Source organism: Kribbella qitaiheensis (genome assembly GCF_014217565.1).
GTDB lineage: Bacteria > Actinomycetota > Actinomycetes > Propionibacteriales > Kribbellaceae > Kribbella > Kribbella qitaiheensis_A.
Genome location: NZ_CP043661.1, coordinates 1,368,636 through 1,388,563, shown reverse-complemented (window position 1 = coordinate 1,388,563; position 19,928 = coordinate 1,368,636). Strand labels below are relative to the sequence as shown.

Here is a 19,928-nt window from a genome sequence, read left to right as displayed (position 1 = left end):
CTTGCTGTGGATCTAGTAGAAGCGTTCCAGGAGCAGGTGGGGGAGTGCGAGGAGCTCGGCTCGCCCATGTACGCGGAGCTGCTGCGGCACATCGTGGACGACATCGAGCTGGGTGGTGTGTCTACGAAGGTCTTGGCCGGGTACGACCCGAACTTCGGGCTCGCTCTGCCGCTGCTGGGCGCCGTACATCGACTGGTGCTTGCAGGGGAGGCGCCGGAGCTTGCGGCGTTCTACCCGAGCGTCGGCGGTGAGTGGGACGCGGTGCTGGGCTGGGAGGCGTTCGAGCAGGTGCTGCAGTCGCGCGGCGCTTCGCTGCGGGCGCTACTGGCTCAGCCGCCCCAGACGAACGAAGTGGGGCGCTCTACTGCCTTGTACGGCGGGTTGCTGCAGCTCTTTGAGGCCGTACCGCTGCCAGTGCGGCTGCTCGAGATCGGGTCGAGTGCAGGGCTCAACCTGCGCGCTGACCACTTCCGCTTCAACCTTGCCGACGGGAGCGGATTCGGGCCGGTCGACAGCCCGGTGCAGATCCCGGCGGCGTGGTCCGGCCGTGCTCTTGCGCCGCAGCCGGGGCTCCGGATCGCCGAGCGGGTCGGCAGCGATGTCTCGCCGGTGAACCCGTTCAGCCGCGATGGCGAACTGCTTCTGACGTCGTACATCTGGCCGGACATGGCGGACCGCCTCGAACGGCTTCGCGGCGCGATCGAGATCGCCCGGTCGGTGCCGGCCGACGTACGGCGTGAGGATGCCGTGTCGTTCCTGCGCGGGCTGGAGTTGTCGGAGGGCCACGTGACGGCCGTCTGGCACTCGGTGATGTGGTATTACCTCACGCCGTCGGAACAGGCGGCGGCCGACGCGGCGATCGCCGCGCTGGGTGCACGGGCGACCGCCTCGGCGCCGCTGGCCCGGCTCTCCCTCGAGCAAGGCCGCCGTACGCCGGACGCTGAGCCGGAGTACCTGATCACACTCCAGCTCTGGCCGACCGGCGAATCCCGCATCCTCGGCCACGCTTCACCCCACGGTCGGCAAACGACCTGGGAGTAGCTAGCTAGAGCCCGTGCCGGGAGTTCCGCCGGGGCTACCGGCCCTGGACCTCGCGGCTTTAGGGATTGAGAGCGGCAACCAAGGTGTCCGTGAGCTCGGCGGCGAATTGGCCGTCGGGATCCAGATCCGGATCGAAGATGCCGACATCGAGCCCGACGCACTTCGGCGACGCAAGGAGCGACTGCAGCAGCTCTTTGAGGTGAACATGCTGAAGGCCGCCCGGATCGGGACTGTCCACCGCCGGCATCACCTCGGCATCGAGAATGTCCACGTCGAGATGCACCCAGAATCCATCCAGCTCGTCCCGCTCCAACCGCGCCAGCACATCGGCAGCCGCGCCGCCCGGGTCCGCGATGACCGCGAGCGCCGACCGATCGAGGATCCCGGCCGCCTGCACCGTGTCGAGATACGCCTCGTCCTCGCGATAGCCAAGCATGGCCGCGTCGGCATCGAGCACGTACGGCCCAAGCCCTTCCAGATCGGTGAGATCACCCTGCCCGCGCCCAGTCACCAACGCGAGTGCCTCCCCTCCGGCAGCCCCGACGTACTCATCGTTGTCGACAGTGCGCATATCGGAATGCCCATCGAGATACACCACGCCGTACCGCCCTCGCCGCTTCAGCGCGAGCGCCGGCCCCAGCAAATTGCTGCACTCCCCACCCAACAGCACAACGAACTTCCCCTCACCAACCAACTTCCCCACCCGATCGGCCAGCCTCTTGCTGTACTCCGCCATCGCGGCGGCATTGAACACCCCATCCCCAGGCTTCCAATCCCCCGGTCATACCGCGGCGGCGTCACACACCCCGCATCCTCAGCCCCGATCCGCCCCAAAAACCCCTGATCCCGCACCGCCCCCGCCAACTTGTAACACCCCGGCACACCCCCAACCACCGGCGGCCGCAACCCCAAGTTAGAAGGCCCATCCACCACAACCCGACCCATCACCCACCCACCCCTAACCACTAACCACCCGACAATTGGTTAGATCCTCCCGACCCCCACCACCCGTGTCAACACCTACCCACGCTCGGGAGTCCCGCTGCTGCGGCCAATAGCGGGCACAACAGGTGCTCCAGCACCCCGGGAACCATCGCCAAGAGCCGGACCTGGCCGAGTGGCACGCGCCAGCCCACTCAAGAACCGTCGCATCCCCGCCTCTAGGCCGCCCACGCCCCGAGCCGTTCCCCCTTGCTCCCGCTCACCATCACTCACCTGCGGTGGTTGCCCCGGGCCCTCAGCCATCAGGCGTACGGCGTACTGGTTGGGGGAGTCTGCAGGAAAGGGCTGATGAGGGTTCGCCCGGTAGTGGTGGCGAAACTCATCGACCTTCGCGTTGAGGACCGGGCGGATCTTCTCGGCGACGGTATTGCCCGCGTGCGCCGATGCCTCCGGTAACGATGGCCACTCCGGATGCATCAACGTTGCTATCAACGCCGCTCGGACGGCCTGCTGATCTTGCGACCGGGCCGGGACGACTGCTGCGAGTCGGTTCCGGACGACGCTGTCCGCCAATTGATCGAAGTGCATCGCGGCAGGGCCGTGGGTGGCCTGGGTGATGAAGGCGGCGCGATCCTTCGCCGGCCCTGAGACTTGCTCGACCAGATTGTCGACCGTCGTATAGGCACCTGGGTACTGCGGTTCGCGGAGCTCCAAACCTGGATAGCCCGCGTAAGCGCTGAACAGTTCGAAGTCGTTCACCGTCCGAAGTTCGGCGAAACCTTCCATCACACCTCGCGTCTGGAGCGAGCGGACCGCGTTCGGCTCCGTCGGTGCGTCGGTCTCCATGCCTGTATGGGTCACCTCATGGAGGATCGTGGCGAGAGCTTGCGCCTTTCGCCTGGGCGTGGTTTCTGCTGAAGAGCCGGTCAAGTGGCGCAGTACGAGCCTCTCGGACATCCGCAGATCGCCGGTCTTCGGATCGAAGCTGCCTCACTCGGCGGTGGCATAGAGGTTTCCACTCCAACGATCGACGTTGGTCGGGCGGAGGTCACGAGCAAGCTGGTACAGCCGCGCGAACTCTCGATAGACGGCGGAGTCGCGGGGGACCAGTACGTCGCCGTCGCTCATCGATCAGTCGGTCTTGTCCGCGTTCTCAGGCGGGTCTGCCAGCGGCCAGGTCGGGTCGCGCAATTCGTTCTCGAGATGTTCGAGGACTCTGGTCATCGCGCGGATGTCGGACTCCTCGTCCTCGTCCGCCCGGTCGGCGATTTCCCAGATCTTGCGACGGGCTTGTTCGATCGCAGCGATCTGTTCATCGACGGTGCCATTGGCGTGGTACGCGGAGCCGGCCACTTCGCCGGCCTCGTGGTAGAGCGCGCTCCACTGTCTGGGCGGGGGCGGCGGCTCGGCGAGGCGGTCGATCAGTGTCTTGGTCCAGGTCCGGTCGTGCTCAGAGGCGTCCGCGGGAACCAGCGCGCGCAGCTCGGCCTGCACCGCTGCCACGTCCACGTCTTCCTCGCCGCGGACCTTGTCCCTCGCTCTGGAAAACGCCGAGTTGAACTCGGCCAGGTCCAGTGGCATTACTCCTCCTTCTTGACCGTGTGGAACTGCCGATGACGGTGCTGTATAAGTGCGATTCAGCTGTCCTGATCGAACAAGATCCTCGCTGACATAAGGCTAGTGAAAACGCGCGCCACCCGTCCGCAGATATCCACAGGGCACACCGGTTCCGTACAACCGCATCTGCCAACTGATCGAACTGCATTACTCCGGGGCCTTGAACGGCCTCGGCGATCACTACATATCTGTCCTTCGCAGGCCCGGACACCTGGGTGACCAGGCTCTCCCTCGCCGCGTACGCACCAGGACGGGCCTGAGGCGGGAGCTTCAGCCCGGGGTAGCCGGCGCTGACGGAGAAGGGGGTGAAGTCGTTCAGCGCTCGCAGTTCGGCGATGCCCTCCATCGCCACCTGCGAATGCAGGCTGCGTACGGCGTTCGGCTCTGTGGGAGCGTCCGTCGCCATCCCAGCGTGAGTCAACTCGTGAAACACGGTAGCCAACGCCTGCGCCTGATCATCTGCCTCGGTCTTCGACACCGAGCCGGTGAGATGTCGTAGGACGCCATCTTCGGAAAGTCTGATGCTGCCGGTCTGCGGATCGAAACCGCCCCAGCGCCTGGTGTCCGTGGCGTAAAGATCCCCGTTCCAGCGGTCGACGCTGGTCGGTCGCATGCTGCGAGCCACCAACTGAAGCCGTAGGAACTCCTGGTAGACAGCGGAATCGCGGGGGGCGAGCCGATCGTCACCCATCGGTCAGGTCGTTGGTGGCTCGGAACCGTCTCGCGGCCAGGTCGGATCGCGGAGTTCGTCCTCGAGGTGCTCCAGCACCCTGGTCATCGCGCGGATGTGCGGCGCTTCCTCCTTGGCGGCCCGGTCGGCGATGTCCCAGATCGTCTGGCGGGCCTTCTCCAGTGCCGCGATCTGTTCCTCGACGCTGCCGGCGGCCCGGTACGCCGAAGCGTGGATCTCACTGGCCTGGTGGTAAAGCTCGCTCCACTGCGTGGGCGGCTCAGGTGGGTCGGCGAGGCCGTTGATGAGGATGTCGGTCCACGAGCGGTCGTGGACGGATGCGTCGGCGGGAACGAGCGAGCGGAGCTCCGCCTGCACGGTGGCGACGTCCGTGCCGTCCTCATTGCTGACCTTGTCGCGAGCACGGTAGAGCGCGTCGTTGAACTCAGGAACATTCAGCGGCATTGGCCCTCCACGGTAACGACGTCCTCTACTGACCGTAACGATATCTGGGCTCTCGCCGAGGTGCCGGAAGTTATCCACAAGGGCCGTGAGTGCAGAGCCATCGGTACTGCGTGCGGTCAGTCTCGGCCGCGGTCCGGGGTGTTGGTGCGGGTGGGCCGATCGATAGACCGGCCGGCGGGGATGCCGGCGCCGCGGGCGCCGTTGCCTAGGTAGGGGCTTGGGCGGGTGGCATGGGCCGCTGGTGCTTGTCCGGTGAGGAAGCGCGAGGTCGTCACTTGTCGCGGGTCCGGTTCGGAAGGCGCAGTCGATTGTTCTGCTCGAGTTGAGTCCTCGGCGGCTAGGCGTACGGCGTACTGGTTGGGGGAGTCGGCGGGAAAGGGCTGCTGAGGTTTAACTTGGTAGTGATGCCGAATCTCGTCGACCTTGGCGTTCAGGCCGGGACGGATGTCCTTGGCAACGAGTTCTCCGGCATCTGCTGATCTGTGGGGGAGTGTGGGCCAGTGCGGATGCATCATCGTTTGGATCAAGGCCGCTCGTACGGCGAGCTGGTCGTCCACTCGATTCGGGACGACGTGGGCCAACCTGTTTCGCAGTACGCCGTCGGCCAATTGGTCGAAATGCATGACGCCTGGTCCCTGCGCCATCTTGTCGATCAGGGCCTGGCGGCTGACGACCGGACCTGCCGCCTGGGTGATCAAGTTGTCGACCGCCGCGTGAGGGCCTGGGTACTGCGGCCCCGGGAGGGCGATGCCGGTGTAGCCGGCCGCATCCGCGAAGGCATCGAAGTCCGTTGTCGTACGGAGTTCGGCGACACCCTCCATGATCCCCTTTGAATGTTGGGACCGGACAGCGTTCGGTTGGCCCGGGGCATCGGTCTCCATCGCCGAATGGGTTGACTCATGAAGGACGGTGGCCAGTGCCTCGGCCTGCTTGCCCTGCTCTCTGTCAGCGCTCTTGCCGGTGAGATGCCGCAGCACTAGGTCCTGAGACAGGCGAATGCTGCCGGTCTTGGGATCGAAGCCGCCCCAAAGGCCGTCGCTGGTCGCATAGAGGTCGCCACTCCAGCGGTTGACGCCAGTTGAGCGTGCTTCGTGAGCCATCTGATGCAACCGCGCGAATTCGCGGTAGAGGGCGGAGTCGCGCGGTACCAACCGGTCTCCGTCCGCCATCGGCTAACCGGTCTGTCCGGGCGGCTCCTCGATCGGCCAGGTGGGATCCCGCAGTTCGTTCTCCAGATGCTCCAGCACTCGAGTCATCGCCTTGATGTGAATCTGCTCGTCTTCGGGGGCTTGGTCGGCGATTTGCCAGATTTTTTTGCGGGCTGCTTCGAGGGCGGCGATCTTGTCTTCTGTGCTGCCGTTTGCCTGGTAGGCGGAGGCGTGGACCTGGCCGGCCTCGTGGTAGAACGCGCTCCATTGGCGAGGCGGGGCGGGCGGTTCGGCGAGGGAGGCGATCAGGCGTCCGGTCCAGCCTTTGTCGTGCTCGGAGGCGTTCTCGGGCACGAGGGCCCGCAGTGCCGCCTGCTCGGCTTCGATGTCAGTGCCCTCTTCACTGCGCACCCTGTCCCTGGCGCGAACGAAGGCGCCGTTGAACTCGCCGAAGTTGACCTTGGCGTCGCCCATTGATTCTCCTCTGTCGCGGATTCCTGCCCTCACCGGTCAACCTATCGAGTTCGTCGGGTGCCCGACGGGAGATATCCACAGGGCGCAGCGAAGTCAGTCCCGGCCACCGCGGTCTGGGGTGGTGGTACGGGTGGGGCGATCGATTGAAGGGCCGGCGGGGGTGCCGGCGCCGCGGGCGCCGTTGCCTAGGGAAGGGCCTGGGCGGGTGGCGTGGGTGGCGGGGGCCTGGTTGTTGAGGAAGCGCATGGGGTCGCCCTGCTGACCGGCAGCGTGAGCTGCGGGCTGTGTGCCGTTGGCGCGGGCGGGGGAGGCGGGCTGTGTGTTGCCGGGTTGTGGGCCCTCGGCGTTGCCGGCGGGGGATTGCTGGGCGCTGGCGGGTGCCGGCTGGGCAGTGCCGGTGTTGCCGGGTGTGGGCTGGGCAGTGCTGGTGTTGCCGGGCGTCGGCTGGGCAGTCCCGGTGTTGCTGGGTGCGGGTTGCTGGGGGAGGGGTCGGCGACCCGGGTGGTGGCGTCTGGTGGGGGGAGTTTGGTCAGGTCGACGGGGTGGTCGCGGGCGGGGGTGGTGGTCGCGCGCTGTTGTTCGGTCGGCTGGGTGGTTTGGGTGGCTACTTCGGCGGCCGGGTTCGGGGTTCTGGCGGGGTACGGCTCGTCCGGGGTGTTCTGGTAGTGCTCGCGGAGCTGGGCAACGCCGTTGTCCACGGCCTCGTTCGTGAGTTCGGCGGTCGCCGGGCCGAGGCCGTCGAGGTCGTGGACCACGGCCCACTCGTCGACGGCCATCTGGTTGACGAGGTGGGCCCGGGCTGCCTGCTGGTGGTCGGCGTCCGGTGGGACCGTGTCGGCCAGTTCGTTCTGCACGATGCTGCCGGCGATGGTGTCCCAGCGCATCATCACGGGTTGATCGATCGCCGCCGACAACAGGTCGGCGCGCTCGGCGCCGGATGTGCTGGCCCGATCCAGCAGTTCGCCCGCGGCGTGGACGGCACCCGGGTACTCGGGATCCGGCGTCTGGGTGTCCTCGTAGCCGGCTAGCTGAGCGAACTGTTCGTAGTCCTCCATCGTGGCGAGTTCCGTGAGTCCCTCGTCCAGCCCGATGGACTGCGGCCGACGCAGAGCGTTGGGCTCGAGCTTGGCGTCCATCTCGACCCTGGCATGCAGGGATTCGTGCAGCACCGTGGCCAGCGCTTGGCCTTGCCGGACGGGGTCGCCGGTTCCCTCGCCGCCGGTCAGCTGATCGAGGACGAGCGTCTGGTTCAGGCGGAAGGTGCCATCACGGGTCAACCCGCCGTACTTGTCATCGGTCCGCGAGTAGAGTTCGCCGTTCCAGCGGTCCAGTCCGCCGGGATGCATCTCCTGGGCGATGCGGTAGAGCCGGGCGAACTCCTGGTAGACCGGTGACTCCGGATCGATCCGGGTCATGCCCTCGTAGCCGGCCATAGGTCAGGCGCCGGGGCTGTCCGGCGGTGACTCCCACGGATAGCCCTCTTCGAGGTAGAGCTCGGTGGACTCGAACCGGCGGGTGAGGTAGCGGATCCGGTCGCTGTCCGCGCCGGCGCGGTCGGCGATCGCCCAGATCTTCTTCCGTGCGTCGGCGAAGGCCGCGAGGCGTTCTTCGCGGGTGCCTTCGTCGAACTTGCCGTCGTTGAGGACTTGTTGTGCTTCGGCCATCTCTGCGGACGACGACGAAGACGACTCCTGGACAGCGGCCACCAGGGCGGGCAGGCCGTCGATCAGCTTGCGGGCGATCTGCCGATCGCTGCCGCTTACCTCGTCGGCCAACTCGCGGAGGTGGGTCTGTACGGCGGGGAGGTCGGTGGTTTCGCCGGCGATCAGGCTCGCGCGGGACAGTTTGTACTGTCGGTTGAACTCGTTGAAGTCCATTGATGCCTTCCGCTTCGGCCCGGTTCGGTGGTGACCAAGACTTTACCGGCGGGGAGGGGTTGGGCGGCTGCGGTCATCCACAGGGCGGGGTGGTTCTTGGCGGCCGGTAGACTCGTCGAGTTGCCCTGGGTTGTCTGCTCCACCTGAAGAAACGGATTGTGGCCTCGTGTTCGACACGCTTTCTGATCGCCTTTCCGCCGCGTTCAAGAATCTGCGCGGCAAGGGCAAGCTGACCGATGCCGACATCGACGCGACCGCGCGGGAGATCCGGATCGCGCTGCTGGAGGCGGATGTCGCGCTGCCGGTGGTGAAGGACTTCATCGCGGCGGTGAAGGAGCGGGCCGGCGGGGCCGACGTACGCGGCGGGCTCAACCCCGCCCAGCAGGTCATCAAGATCGTCAACGAGGAACTGGTCACCATCCTCGGTGGCCAGACGCGTGAGCTGCGGATGGCCAAGCGGCCGCCGACGGTGATCATGCTTGCCGGTCTGCAGGGTGCGGGTAAGACCACCCTGGCCGGAAAGCTCGCGAAGTGGCTGAAGGAGAGCAAGCACCAGACCCCGATGCTGGTCGCGGCCGACCTACAGCGGCCGAACGCGGTCACCCAGCTCCAGGTGGTCGGCGAGCGCGCCGGCGTACCGGTGTATGCGCCCGAACCGGGCAACGGCGTCGGCGACCCGGTCCAGGTCGCGCGGCAGGCGATGGAGGAGGCCAGGACCAAGCAGTACTCCGTGGTCATCGTCGACACGGCCGGCCCGCCTCGGTGTCGACGAGGAACTGATGAAGCAGGCCGCGGACATCCGCGACGCGGTCACGCCTGACGAGATCCTTTTCGTCGTCGACGCGATGATCGGCCAGGACGCGGTCACCACCGCGCAGGCCTTCCTGGACGGCGTCGGTTTCGACGGCGTGGTGCTGTCCAAGCTGGACGGTGACGCCCGCGGTGGTGCGGCGCTGTCGATCGCGCAGGTCACCGGGCGCCAGGTGATGTTCGCCAGCAACGGCGAGAAGCTCGAGGACTTCGACGTCTTCCACCCCGACCGGATGGCGTCGCGCATCCTCGGTATGGGCGACGTGATGAGCCTGATCGAGCAGGCGGAGAAGTCGTTCGACGCCGACGAGGCCGCGAAGACGGCCGCCAAGCTGCAGAAGCGGGGCGGCAAAGACTTCACCCTGGACGACTTCCTCGCCCAGATGCAGTCGGTCCGCAAGATGGGCCCGCTGACCAAGATCTTCGGCATGCTGCCCGGCGCGTCCCAGTTCAAGGACCAGCTGGAGAACTTCGACGAGCGCGAGATCGACCGGATCGAGGCTGTCATCCACTCGATGACGCCGGCCGAGCGGACCGACCCGAACATCATCAACGGCTCCCGCCGGGCCCGGATCGCGAAGGGTTCGGGCACCGAGGTGGCCACCGTCAGCGGCCTGGTCGAGCGCTTCTTCGAGGCCCGCAAGATGATGTCGGCGATGGCGTCCGGCAAGGGCATGCCCGGAATGCCGGGAATGCCCGGGATGCCGGGGACCGGCGGCAAGAAGGCCAAGCAGCAGGCGAAGAAGGGCAAGGCCAAGCGCGGCTCGGGCAACCCGGCCAAGCGGGCGAACACGGGTCCGAGCGAGGCGGCCGAGCCCCAGCCGGGTCAGCTCCCGGCCGCGTTCGGTGGCGGCGCCGGCGCCGGCGCCGGCGGCTTCGAGCTGCCGGACGAACTGAAGAACATGCTCGGCGGAAAATAGCTGCCTAGTACTACGTACCGTGGTCGGCTGAGGTCAGCATCACGGATCATCCGCCGGGCACAAGTCCTCGCTCGGTCATGAACTCACGCCCGGTCGTGGACGGTTGCCGGAACCCGACCGACGGCTAAGATCGTGGCTACGCCCGAAGCAACGAGAGACTGCAGAACCTGGGGGACGGTTCGGATGAGGCAGCAGTTCAAGAACCTGGACACGTGGCGCGGCAAGCTGACCGCGACGTGGATCTGCCTTGCCCCGCCCGCCGCAATGGTGGCCGTCTTCGTCGCCGGCGGCGTGCCGTCGAACTCGTTTGTGGTCGATTCGCACGCGCTGGGCCTGCCCCGGCAGGACTCGGTCTTCGACGACCTGGTGAGCGACGTACCGGCCCAGCCCGGCGTCGACGGCGGAGTCGGCACGGAGAAGCGGTCCTCGATCGACGTCCCGGTGACCGGTGCGACGGACAACAAGCAGCCGGTGATCCCCGGCGTCATCGGCGATACCTCCGGCATCCCCGGCACCGTGCTCGCGGCGTACCAGAAGGCGGCCAACGACCTCGCGCTCGCGCAGCCCAACTGCCACATCACCTGGCCACTGCTGGCCGGGATCGGGAAGGTCGAGTCCTCGCACGCGAGCGGCGGCCGGGTCGACGCGGCCGGCAACACCCGCGGCAAGATCCTCGGCCCGGTGCTCGACGGCGGTCCCGGGATGGCGGCCATCAGCGACACCGATCAGGGTAAGTACGACGGCAACACCCGCTGGGACCGCGCGGTCGGCCCGATGCAGTTCATCCCCGGCAGCTGGAACGCCTTCGGTGCCGACGGCAACGGGGACGGCGTGAAGGACCCGCACAACGTCTTCGACGCGTCCCGGGCAGCCGCTGACTACCTCTGCTCGAACGGCTCCAACCTGAGTACTCCGACGGGCCTGGTCCAGGCAGTCCTTCGGTACAACCACTCGATGGACTACGTGAACACGGTGCTGCGCTGGATGCAGTCGTACAGCAAGTCCACCACGACCATCCCGGACACCGACGGCGTGATCGACCCGACGATCGGTGACGACGGCAACGTCCAGCGCGACTCCGACCCGACCCACGTGCCCGGCGACGACGACACGACCTCGCACCCCGCGACCACGAAGCCGGCCACGCACGCGACCCAGCAGGCGACCAAGCCGGCGACGCACCCGACCGGGACGCCGACCGTGACCCCGACGGTAACGCCGACCAAGACGCTGCCGACCAGCACACGGCCGACCACGCCGACACCGCCGTGGACCGTCTCGCCGACGCCCCGGCCGACACCGACCCCGACCGAGCAGACCCCGTCGACGCCGCCCACGACCCCGACGCCGCCGCCGACGACGGAGACCCCGACCCCGACCCCGACGCCGACGGCCGACACCCCGACGCCGACGCCGCTGCCGCCGTGCGACGCCAACGCCCCCACGCAGGCCCCGACCGAGACGCCGACCTGTACGCCGGTGTCCCAGCCGGCCGGTACGACTTCCGAGGCCCCGAGCAACAACTCGACGCCCGACGAGACGCCGACCACGCCCTGATCCGTACTGCGTACGTTGGCGAAGCAGCCGGTACCGCGTACTCTGGCAGCCGCCGCATGTAAGAAGCGGGCCAAGGCGAAATCCGTTGCCATCGGCCCCTCAGAAGTGGTTTTCACGCCTGAAATCGGGTGCCTTCTGACCATGAGCTATCGGCTCAGGTAACTTTCCGTCGCCCTTCGGTAACTTTCTGGCGCATGGATCGTTGGGGGAACTATGCGCCTAACCCGTAGTGGTAACCGTCGGGTCAAAGTAATCATCGCTTCACTGTGCACGGCCCCTCTCCTGGTAGGGGCCATCGTGACAGTCGCCTCGGGGGGTGCCGGTGCCTCCGGCGACTTCGCGGCGGACAGTCCGGTCGCCCCATCGCCTGGGGCCGGGCTGAACAGCGGTGAATTCGACGAACTGACGATGATCGTCCCGCAACGTCCAGGAGTGGACGGCAGGATCGGATCTGACAAGCCCGCCCGTGCCGATGTGCCCGTTCAGGGTGCGACCGACGGCTCGTCCGTCGTCCGGCCGGGCCGGCCCGATGCCGTCAACGGCATCCCGCGCGGGGTCTTCCCCGCGTACCGCCGCGCCACCGCGAATCTCGCCGTGGTCCGGCCCAACTGCGGTCTCACCTGGCCGCTCCTGGCCGGTATCGGCAAGGTCGAGTCGAACCACGCCAGCAGCGGCCGGGTCGACGTGGCCGGCACCACCCGCGGCAAACTCCTCGGCCCGACGCTGAACGGCAAGGGCGGCACCGGCCGGATCGTCGACACCGACAAGGGTCGCTACGACAGCGACAAGGTGTTCGACCGGGCCGTGGGCCCGATGCAGATCATCCCGGGCGTGTGGAGCGAGTTCGGCGCCGACGGCAACGGTGACGGCTTCCGCAACCCGAACAACGTGTACGACGCGGTCACCACCGTCGCGGTCTACCTGTGCTCCGAGGGCGACGACCTGAAGCGCCCGATGGACCTGGTCTCCGCCCTCCTGCGGTACCAGCACTCCAAGGACTTCGTGGCCACCGTGCTGCGCTGGATGCGGGTCTACAGCAAGAACGCCGTCCTGGTGCCGAATGCCAAGGGCAACCTGTCGACGCCGAAGCCGACCGGTAACGCCGATCGCAAGGTCGACCCGCGGGAGGTTCCGGACGTGCCGGACGACCCGAAGGCCACCCCCAAGCCGACGGCGAAGCCGACCGGCAAGCCGTCGATCCCGGACCCGATCGACACGCCGACCGGTCACCCGACCAAGCCGACGCGCCCGCCGACGGACCGGCCGACCAACCCGCCGACAGACACGCCGACTCCGACCCCGACCCCGACGCCGACGCCGACGGACCCGCCGACGGACACCCCGACCCCGACGCCTTCGGAGACGCCCAGCGGCTCGCCGTGCGCGGTCGAGGCGAACCCCACTCCCTGCACCCAGGGCAGCGGGTCGCACGGCTGACACCTCTGCGGTTACGGTCGGCGGTATGGCCGACGTAATCAGGCTCACCGGCACGGTCCTGCCGGCCGGTGAGCAGCAGGAGATCCATCTCAGTGGCGGGCTGGTCGTCGACCGGCCCGCCCCGTCCGTTATCAGCACAGTTGACGTCACGACCGTCTCCACCGGCGGCTGGATCGTGCCCGGCCTGGTCGACGCGCACTGCCATATCGGCCTGGATCAGCGCGGCGCGGTCGACCAGGAGACGCAGGAGCGGCAGGCGTACGCCGATCGCGACGCCGGCGCCCTGCTGGTCCGCGACGCCGGTTCGGCCGCGGACACCCGCTGGATCGACGACCGCGAGGACCTGCCGAAGATCATCCGGGCCGGTCGGCACATCGCCCGCTCGAAGCGCTACATCCGCAACTACGGCTGGGAGATCGAGCCGGCGGAGCTGGTCGCGTACGTCGAGCAGGAGGCGCTCAAGAGCGACGGCTGGGTCAAGCTGGTCGGCGACTGGATCGACCGCGAGGCCGGTGATCTCACTCCCTGCTGGCCGGCCGAGGCGCTGAACGCCGCGATCGCCCGGGCCCACGAACTGGGAGCACGCGTCACCGCGCATGTGTTCGGCGAGCACGCGCTCCCCGATCTGCTGGCCGCAGGCATCGACTGCATCGAGCACGGCACCGGACTGCTCCCCGGCATGCTCGACCAGATGGCCGCGGCCGGCGTCGCCGTAGTGCCGACGATGATCCAGCTCGAGAACTTCCCCGAGTACGCCGATCAGGCGGCCGGCAAGTTCCCCACCTACGCCGCGCACATGCATGACCTGTACGACCGGCGCCTGGACACCCTGCGCTCGGCGGTCGAAGCCGGAGTCCCCGTGTACGCCGGGACCGACGCGGGCGGCGTACTGGGTCATGGATTGGTGGCGGCCGAGATCCGCGCCCTGACGACGATCGGCTTGACCGGTGAGCAGGCCCTGGCCGCCGGGTCGTGGGCGGCGCGCGAGTGGCTGGGAGTGCCCGGCACGTTGGTCCCTGGGAATCCGGCCGATCTGGTCGTCTACGACGAGGACCCGCGCGCCAACCCCGCGGTACTGGAACATCCGCGGCTGATCGTCCTGCGTGGCCGGATCTGCTGACCGGGGCGGTCTGGCAGGATCACCGGTCGGTGAGCAGGCAATTTCACCGAGTGACGGGAAATATTCACGTAAGTACTGGCATTTTCGGAAGATATTGCCCTACCGTGACTGACACCCGCCGACGCCCCTCGGTGGGACGTCCGCCGCGGGAGGCGCGGTGAACGTCGCAAGGGAAGGAACAACCCCGATGGGTAAGACCGCCCGAGTGCCCAGATTGACCGCAGTACTGGCCGCCGCGGCCGCCGGCGCGATCGCGTTCAGCGGAACGCTGCCGAGCAACGCCGCCCAATACCCCGAACCGGCCGTCTCGGCCGTGCCAGGCGATCTCGCCAAGGCCTTCCAGACCGCATCCACGCAGTACGACGTACCGCGTGAGGTCCTGGTCGGTATCGGTTACGCCGAGTCCCACCTGGACGGCCACGACGGCCTGCCGAGTCAGGACAACGGCTTCGGCGTGATGCACCTGGCCAGCAACCCCACCAACCCCACGATGTCCGAGGCGAAGAAGCTGACCGGTCTGCCGGCCGACAAGCTCGCCAAGGACGCTGCCGCCAACATCCAGGGTGCCGCCGCGGTCCTGGACTCGTACGCCGACAAGGCCGGCCTCCAAGGCGCCGCCCGCAAGGACGTGGCCAAGTGGTACGAGGTCGTCGCGCAGTACCCGCACTCCGCTGACGCCCCGACTGCCCGTCTCTACACCGACGAGGTTTACCGGATTATCGGCCAGGGCGTCGGCGCAGCAGGCGTCACCTTGGCTGCGAAGCGGGTGACGCCCGACCGCGGCCGCTACGCGAAGGTGGCACCACTCGGCACGCGTACGCCGGCGTCGCTCCAGGCGGCCGACTACCCGGGCGCCATCTGGAACCCTGCCTGCACCTGCAACTACCGGGTCGGCCGGACGGCAGCCATCACCACCATCGTCATCCACGTCACCCAGGGCTCGTACGCCGGCACGATCAGCTGGTTCAAGGACCCGGCGGCTCAGGTAAGCGCGCACTACGTGATCCGCTCCAGCGACGGGCAGATCACCCAGATGGTGGCCGAGAAGGACACCGCCTGGCACGTGCGCACCGAGAACCCGTACACGATCGGCATCGAGCACGAGGGCTTCGTGGACCAGCCGTCCTGGTTCACCGACGCGATGTACCGGGCGTCGGCCGCGCTGACCAAGAACATCGCCGAGCGTCGTGGCATCCCGAAGGATCGCGCCCACATCAAGGGCCACAGCGAGATGCCCAACAACGACCACACCGACCCAGGGCCGAACTGGAACTGGACTTACTACATGCAGCTGGTCAACGGCGGCAACCCGCCGCAGTACAACTTCACCACCTACGGCAGCGGTGTCCGGGTCCGCTCGGACGCGAAGCTGACCGCCTCGATCGTCACCACGCTGGCCGGTCCGACGCAGGTGTTCGTCACTTGCCAGAAGCAGGGCGACAGCGTGACCGCCGAGGGCACCACCAACAACTGGTGGGCCAAGCTGCGTGACCAGGGCGGCTACATGAGCAACATCTACATCTCGGATCCCAACCCGAAGCTCCCGGGCGTTCCTGTCTGCTAGTGCCCAGCGGGTCCGGGGGTCTTTCGCGGTGGCCCCCGGCCCGCTGTCAGCTCGGTAGGCTTCCAGCAGATGCCCGGGTGAAGAGTAGAGCCTGCTGTACCGACTGACACCTGCCCGTTGCCTCAGGATCGTGACTGACGACAACGGAAGGGCAAGGCAATGCTCTCGAAGATCCTGACCCGCGGTGGGCCTGCGTGCCTCTACCTGATCATCAGGTACCTCAAGGGCATCACCCTGCTGTCCGCAGTACCCATCAGCATCCTGTTGGGCTGGGCGATCCCCGGTGTCACCGGCGGCCTGGTCCGGCTCGGCAACAGCGAGGTCTACCGGGCAGGCAAGTACCTGGGTCTGCCGGAAGAACCGCCGCTGCCCCTTGCCGCACCGCGCAGGCCCGGCGACGTCGTCGCATTGGTCAAGGACAAGACGTTCGTCCGTAGCCTGCGGGTCCTGCTGCTGTCCCTGGTGGCCATCCCGGAGTTCGTCCTCGCGGTGATGGCGCTCACAGCAGCGCCTGCCGCCGTGCTCTCGACGCTGTTGGGGCCACTCGCCCCGGGCCAGTTCAGTCTGCTCGGCGTACAGGTCGAGAACTGGCCTGAGGCGCTCATACTCGGGCCGCTGCAGCTCGCGTTCGGGCTCTTCCTGCTCGGCTGGGTAGCACCGGCAGTAGCGCGCAGACATGCCCATGCGACTCGCAACCTGCTGGCACCGAGCGCCACCGAGCTGGAGACGGCCCGGCTCGCACAGCGCGTCGAGGAGCTCACCAGGACGCGGGCAGGGGCTGTCGATTCGCATGGTGCCGAGCTACGCCGGATCGAGCGCGACCTGCACGACGGTACGCAGGCACAGCTGGTCTCGCTGGCCCTGCGGATCGGCGTAGCGAAGCAGACGATGGCCAACGATCCCGAGAAAGCGGCCCAGATCCTCGACGACGCCCGTGATGGCGCAGAGCAGGCCATGACAGAGTTGCGCGGCGTACTGCGAAGCATGTACCCGCCGATCCTGGCTGACCGTGGCCTGGACGGTGCCGTGTCCGCCCTGTGCGCCCGCTGCCCGATCCCGGTCCAGCTACGGCTCGGCGAGCTCGGCAATGTCCCTGCTCCGGTGGAAGCCGCGGCGTACTTCGTGGTCGCGGAATCGCTCACGAACATCACCAAGCACTCGGCGGCAGGTCACGTCGACGTACTGCTCGAGCGGCGCGGTCACGAGCTCTACCTGGCGATCACGGACGACGGCATCGGGGGTGCACGCGTCAACGAGCAGCAGGACCTGCTCGGCCGGGGGAGCGGGCTGCGTGGCATGGTGCACCGCGTGGAAGCGATCGACGGACGGATAGAGCTGACCAGCCCGATCGGTGGGCCGACCGTGGTCGAGGTGATCCTCTCGTGCGGGTAGTGATCCTCGAGGACAACGCGATCCTGGCCGAAGGGCTCGGGCTGCTGCTGAACAACTCCGGCTTCGAGGTCGTCGCCGTGGCCGGGGATGCCGACGAGTTCGCCAAGGCGGTCGCCGAGCACGACCCGCAGATGACCGTGGTCGACGTGCGGCTGCCACCCACCTTCACCGACGAGGGCCTGCGCGCCGCGATCGAGGCCCGCCGGGTGCGGCCCGGATTGCCGGTGCTCGTCTTCTCGCAGTACGTCGAAGAGGTGTACGCCGCGGAGCTTCTCGCCGCCGGCAGCGAGGGCGTCGGATACTTGCTGAAGGACCGGGTCTCGCGGGTCGACGAGTTCCTCGAAGCCGTACGCCGGGTCGCGGCCGGCGGGACCGTGCTCGACCCCGAGGTCGTCAGCCAGTTGATGGTGAAGCGGATCGATCCGCTGGAACGGCTGACGCCGCGCGAACGCGAGGTGCTCGCGTTGATGGCCGAGGGGATGGGCAACCTCGCGATCGCCGAGCGCCTGGTGATCAGCGAGGGCGCTGTCCACAAACACGTCGGCAACGTCTTCCTCAAACTCGACCTGCCGCCGACCGACTCGGGTCATCGCCGGGTCCTCGCAGTACTTGCTCACCTCGGTCTCTGACCGCTTCCGGTCACTTCTGAGCGGGGATAGCGGTTACCCGATCTGAGCGAGCTGACAACGTCGGCCATCACCTCTTGACGGTTCGTAGGTGCTGAGCCACTCTCAGTGCAGAGAGCGCTCTCACCGCACCGAAACCGCCCCCTAGGTGAGGAGAGTCCGTATGAAGGTTCTAGTCGCCGCCGCGCTGGCAGTGAGCGTGGTAGCAGTTCCAGGCCAGGCTGTCGCGGCAACGCCCGACCAGCCGTTGGCCGTACCGAACCAAACGATCGCCATGCAGAGAGATCTGGGCCTGACCGAGCAACAGGTCAAGGACCGGCTCAAGGTCGAGTCTGCCGCCACCAAGCTCGTCCCGACCGCACAGCGCGCAGCAGGAGCTGCCTTCGGTGGTGTCTGGTACGACTCCGCCAAGCAGAGGCTCGTCGTGGGACTGACCAGCTCAGCCACGGCTTCCGCAGTATGGGCTACTGGTGCTGACGTCGCCCTAGTATCGCTGACTGCCAAGCAGTTGGACCAGCGTAAGGCTGCGGTCGACAAGCTGGCTGGTAAGGCTGTCCCGGCTGCAGTGAGCGGCTGGACCGCGGACCCGCGGACGGGCGCCGTTGTGGTCAATGTCCAAGCAGGTAAGCGTTCTGCGGCCGTCGACGCGTTTGTTACCAAGGTTTCCACGGCTGGCGCGGTCACGGTCCGGGAGGTCGTCGCTCAGGCGCCACGGACCTTCGCGGCCCGGCACTGTCGGTGGAGATCCCTACTACACGGGCAACGTCCGTTGCTCCATCGGCTTCTCCGTGTACGGCGGATTCGTCTCCGCCGGCCACTGCTCTCCTGGTGTAGGTGCCCGGACGTTCGGCTGGGACCGTTCGGCGCAGGGAGCCTTCCGCGGCTCGTCGTTCCCCGGTAACGACTACTCCTGGGTCGCGATCGACAGCGGCTGGTGGACCGTGCCGGTAGTGCTCGGCTGGGGTCAGGTCAGCGATGCGCTGGTCCGCGGCTCCTGGGTGGCGCCGATCGGTACATCGGTCTGTCGCAGCGGCTCGACCAGTCACTGGCACTGCGGTCAGGTGACCGGCATGAACGAGACGGTGAACTACGGCAACGGCGCGCTGTTCTACGGCGCTACCAAGACCAGCGTTTGTGCCGAGCCCGGTGACTCGGGCGGCTCGTTCATCACCGGCGACCAGGCGCAGGGCGTCACGTCCGGTGGCTGGGGCAACTGCAGCAGTGGTGGGGAGACCTGGTTCCAGCCCGTGAACGAGATCCTCAGTACCTACGGTCTGACGCTGCACACCGCTTGACCCACTGCGTTGCGTCCGAAGAACCGAGGGGCTGGCCCCACAGTTCTTCGGACGCAATGTGGTTTTCAGCAGGTTGGGACCCCTGGCAGTACCGCGTTCGGATCGTCGATGTAGATGTTGCTGATGAAGCCTGCCGGGCTGCTGAGCTTGGCCCACCAGTTGTTGGTGTAGCCCTCGGCGGTCACGGTGTCGCCTTGCTTCTGGCACAGGACCCGGACCGAGGTGGGACCGCCCAGAGTGGCTACGACCGAGGCGGCCAGTCGCGCGTCGGAGTGGACCCGGACGCCGGAACCCCAGGTCATGAACGGCTTGCCGGGCTGACTGCCGCAGCCGTTGTCGCTGGTCAGGAAGGCGGATCCGTACGAACCGGGGTACGACAGCCCGCCGCCGTTGATCACGATGTTCTGGCCGACGCCGTTGAGCAGTTGCTCGTAGTGGATGTGCGGGCCGGTCGAGTTGCCGGTGCTGCCGGTCACCCCGATCTGCTGGCCCTGGGAGACCTGGGCGCCTTCTGCCACGGAGTACGCCGAGAGGTGGAAGTAGTAGGTCTTCCAGCCGCCGCCGTGCTCGACGGCGATGTAGTTGCCGGCGCCACTGGGCTGGGAGAAGCGGTGGGCCGTACCGGCGGCGGAGGCGAGCACCGGGGTGCCGTTGGTGGTGCCGCCGTCGGAGCGAATGAAGTCGAGAGCGCGGCGGACCTCGCCGTCGTGGTGGCTGTAGGTCCAGCGTTGACCACAAGGAAACGGGGCCTTGAAGTTCGGCGCGGCTTGCGCCTGGCTCGGCACCGCCACCAGCGTGGCGGCACCGACCAGGAGGGATGCGAGGACAGCGAGGAATCGTCTGAGCGGCACGATGATCAGTCCCTACGCGACCGGTCACGGGCGGTGGCGCCTGTGACGCTTGGAGTGATGAAAGTCAAGCTAGCGCACGGTCAGTCAGTTAGGAACCGTTCAGATTTTCATTCGGTAAATAT

The 19,928-nt window shown here is 67.5% G+C and carries 19 protein-coding genes and 1 pseudogene; 10 read left to right on the top strand and 10 right to left on the bottom strand.

The features are described from left to right. Nucleotides 1-6: 6 nt before the first annotated feature. Nucleotides 7-1,041, top strand: a complete 1,035-nt coding sequence (locus F1D05_RS06250) for a DUF2332 domain-containing protein (RefSeq protein WP_185446408.1) — start codon at nt 7-9, stop codon at nt 1,039-1,041. A gap of 58 nt (nt 1,042-1,099) precedes the next feature. Here the strand turns inward: F1D05_RS06250 and F1D05_RS06245 are convergent, their stop codons facing one another. From F1D05_RS06245 to F1D05_RS06205, 9 genes are all read right to left on the bottom strand, one after another. Further along, nucleotides 1,100-1,795, bottom strand: a complete 696-nt coding sequence (locus tag F1D05_RS06245; protein ID WP_246486464.1) for an arginase family protein — start codon at nt 1,793-1,795, stop codon at nt 1,100-1,102. Nucleotides 1,796-2,061: 266 nt separating this feature from the next. Next, on the bottom strand, nt 2,062-2,844 hold the full coding sequence (locus F1D05_RS06240) for a hypothetical protein (protein ID WP_185446407.1): 783 nt from the start codon (nt 2,842-2,844) through the stop codon (nt 2,062-2,064). A 129-nt stretch (nt 2,845-2,973) separates the two neighbouring features. After that, the gene (locus F1D05_RS06235; protein WP_185446406.1) at nt 2,974-3,111 is read right to left on the bottom strand and encodes a hypothetical protein; all 138 of its coding nucleotides are present in this window, start codon (nt 3,109-3,111) and stop codon (nt 2,974-2,976) included. A gap of 3 nt (nt 3,112-3,114) precedes the next feature. Next, nucleotides 3,115-3,564 carry a hypothetical protein gene (locus F1D05_RS06230; RefSeq protein WP_185446405.1) on the bottom strand — a complete coding sequence of 150 codons (450 nt, stop codon included), beginning with the start codon at nt 3,562-3,564 and terminating at the stop codon, nt 3,115-3,117. Between the two features lie 730 nt (nt 3,565-4,294). After that, nucleotides 4,295-4,735, bottom strand: coding sequence for a hypothetical protein (locus tag F1D05_RS06225; RefSeq protein ID WP_185446404.1), 441 nt, complete (start codon nt 4,733-4,735; stop codon nt 4,295-4,297). A gap of 116 nt (nt 4,736-4,851) precedes the next feature. Further along, nucleotides 4,852-5,904, bottom strand: a complete 1,053-nt coding sequence (locus tag F1D05_RS06220) for a hypothetical protein (RefSeq protein WP_185446403.1) — start codon at nt 5,902-5,904, stop codon at nt 4,852-4,854. Nucleotides 5,905-5,907: 3 nt separating this feature from the next. Continuing rightward, complete coding sequence (locus tag F1D05_RS06215) at nt 5,908-6,357, bottom strand: hypothetical protein (protein WP_185446402.1); 450 nt, start codon at nt 6,355-6,357, stop codon at nt 5,908-5,910. A 185-nt stretch (nt 6,358-6,542) separates the two neighbouring features. Beyond that, nucleotides 6,543-7,790, bottom strand: a complete 1,248-nt coding sequence (locus F1D05_RS06210) for a hypothetical protein (protein WP_185446401.1) — start codon at nt 7,788-7,790, stop codon at nt 6,543-6,545. Between the two features lie 3 nt (nt 7,791-7,793). Continuing rightward, nucleotides 7,794-8,234, bottom strand: a complete 441-nt coding sequence (locus F1D05_RS06205; RefSeq protein WP_185446400.1) for a hypothetical protein — start codon at nt 8,232-8,234, stop codon at nt 7,794-7,796. 166 nt (nt 8,235-8,400) lie between these two features. Here F1D05_RS06205 and ffh point away from each other — a divergent pair. From ffh to F1D05_RS39820, 9 genes and pseudogenes are all read left to right on the top strand, one after another. After that, nucleotides 8,401-9,964, top strand: a pseudogene (gene ffh / locus F1D05_RS06200) (signal recognition particle protein). A 183-nt stretch (nt 9,965-10,147) separates the two neighbouring features. After that, nucleotides 10,148-11,521 carry a lytic transglycosylase domain-containing protein gene (locus F1D05_RS06195; RefSeq protein ID WP_185446399.1) on the top strand — a complete coding sequence of 458 codons (1,374 nt, stop codon included), beginning with the start codon at nt 10,148-10,150 and terminating at the stop codon, nt 11,519-11,521. Nucleotides 11,522-11,818: 297 nt separating this feature from the next. Further along, a complete protein-coding gene (locus F1D05_RS06190) occupies nt 11,819-12,958 on the top strand; it encodes a lytic transglycosylase domain-containing protein (protein ID WP_246486463.1) in 1,140 nt (379 codons plus the stop codon). 25 nt (nt 12,959-12,983) lie between these two features. Further along, nucleotides 12,984-14,078: an amidohydrolase family protein gene (locus F1D05_RS06185; protein ID WP_185446397.1), complete on the top strand. Its 1,095-nt coding sequence runs from the start codon at nt 12,984-12,986 to the stop codon at nt 14,076-14,078. 187 nt (nt 14,079-14,265) lie between these two features. Continuing rightward, a complete protein-coding gene (locus F1D05_RS06180; protein ID WP_185446396.1) occupies nt 14,266-15,642 on the top strand; it encodes an N-acetylmuramoyl-L-alanine amidase in 1,377 nt (458 codons plus the stop codon). A gap of 159 nt (nt 15,643-15,801) precedes the next feature. Beyond that, the gene (locus tag F1D05_RS06175) at nt 15,802-17,034 is read left to right on the top strand and encodes a sensor histidine kinase (RefSeq protein WP_185446395.1); all 1,233 of its coding nucleotides are present in this window, start codon (nt 15,802-15,804) and stop codon (nt 17,032-17,034) included. Further along, entirely contained in the window at nt 17,025-17,663 is a 639-nt protein-coding gene (locus F1D05_RS06170; protein ID WP_185446394.1) for a response regulator, read from the top strand. The genes F1D05_RS06175 and F1D05_RS06170 overlap by 10 nt, the downstream gene beginning before the upstream one ends. A gap of 160 nt (nt 17,664-17,823) precedes the next feature. Continuing rightward, nucleotides 17,824-18,561 (top strand): alpha-lytic protease prodomain-containing protein, encoded by a 738-nt coding sequence (locus F1D05_RS39825; protein WP_343066574.1) that lies wholly within the window; start codon nt 17,824-17,826, stop codon nt 18,559-18,561. Beyond that, the gene (locus F1D05_RS39820; RefSeq protein ID WP_246486462.1) at nt 18,449-18,955 is read left to right on the top strand and encodes a S1 family peptidase; all 507 of its coding nucleotides are present in this window, start codon (nt 18,449-18,451) and stop codon (nt 18,953-18,955) included. Before F1D05_RS39825 ends, F1D05_RS39820 begins: the two co-directional genes overlap by 113 nt. A gap of 65 nt (nt 18,956-19,020) precedes the next feature. Here the strand turns inward: F1D05_RS39820 and F1D05_RS06160 are convergent, their stop codons facing one another. Continuing rightward, the gene (locus F1D05_RS06160; RefSeq protein WP_246486461.1) at nt 19,021-19,806 is read right to left on the bottom strand and encodes a M23 family metallopeptidase; all 786 of its coding nucleotides are present in this window, start codon (nt 19,804-19,806) and stop codon (nt 19,021-19,023) included. Between the last annotated feature and the right edge of the window lie 122 nt (nt 19,807-19,928).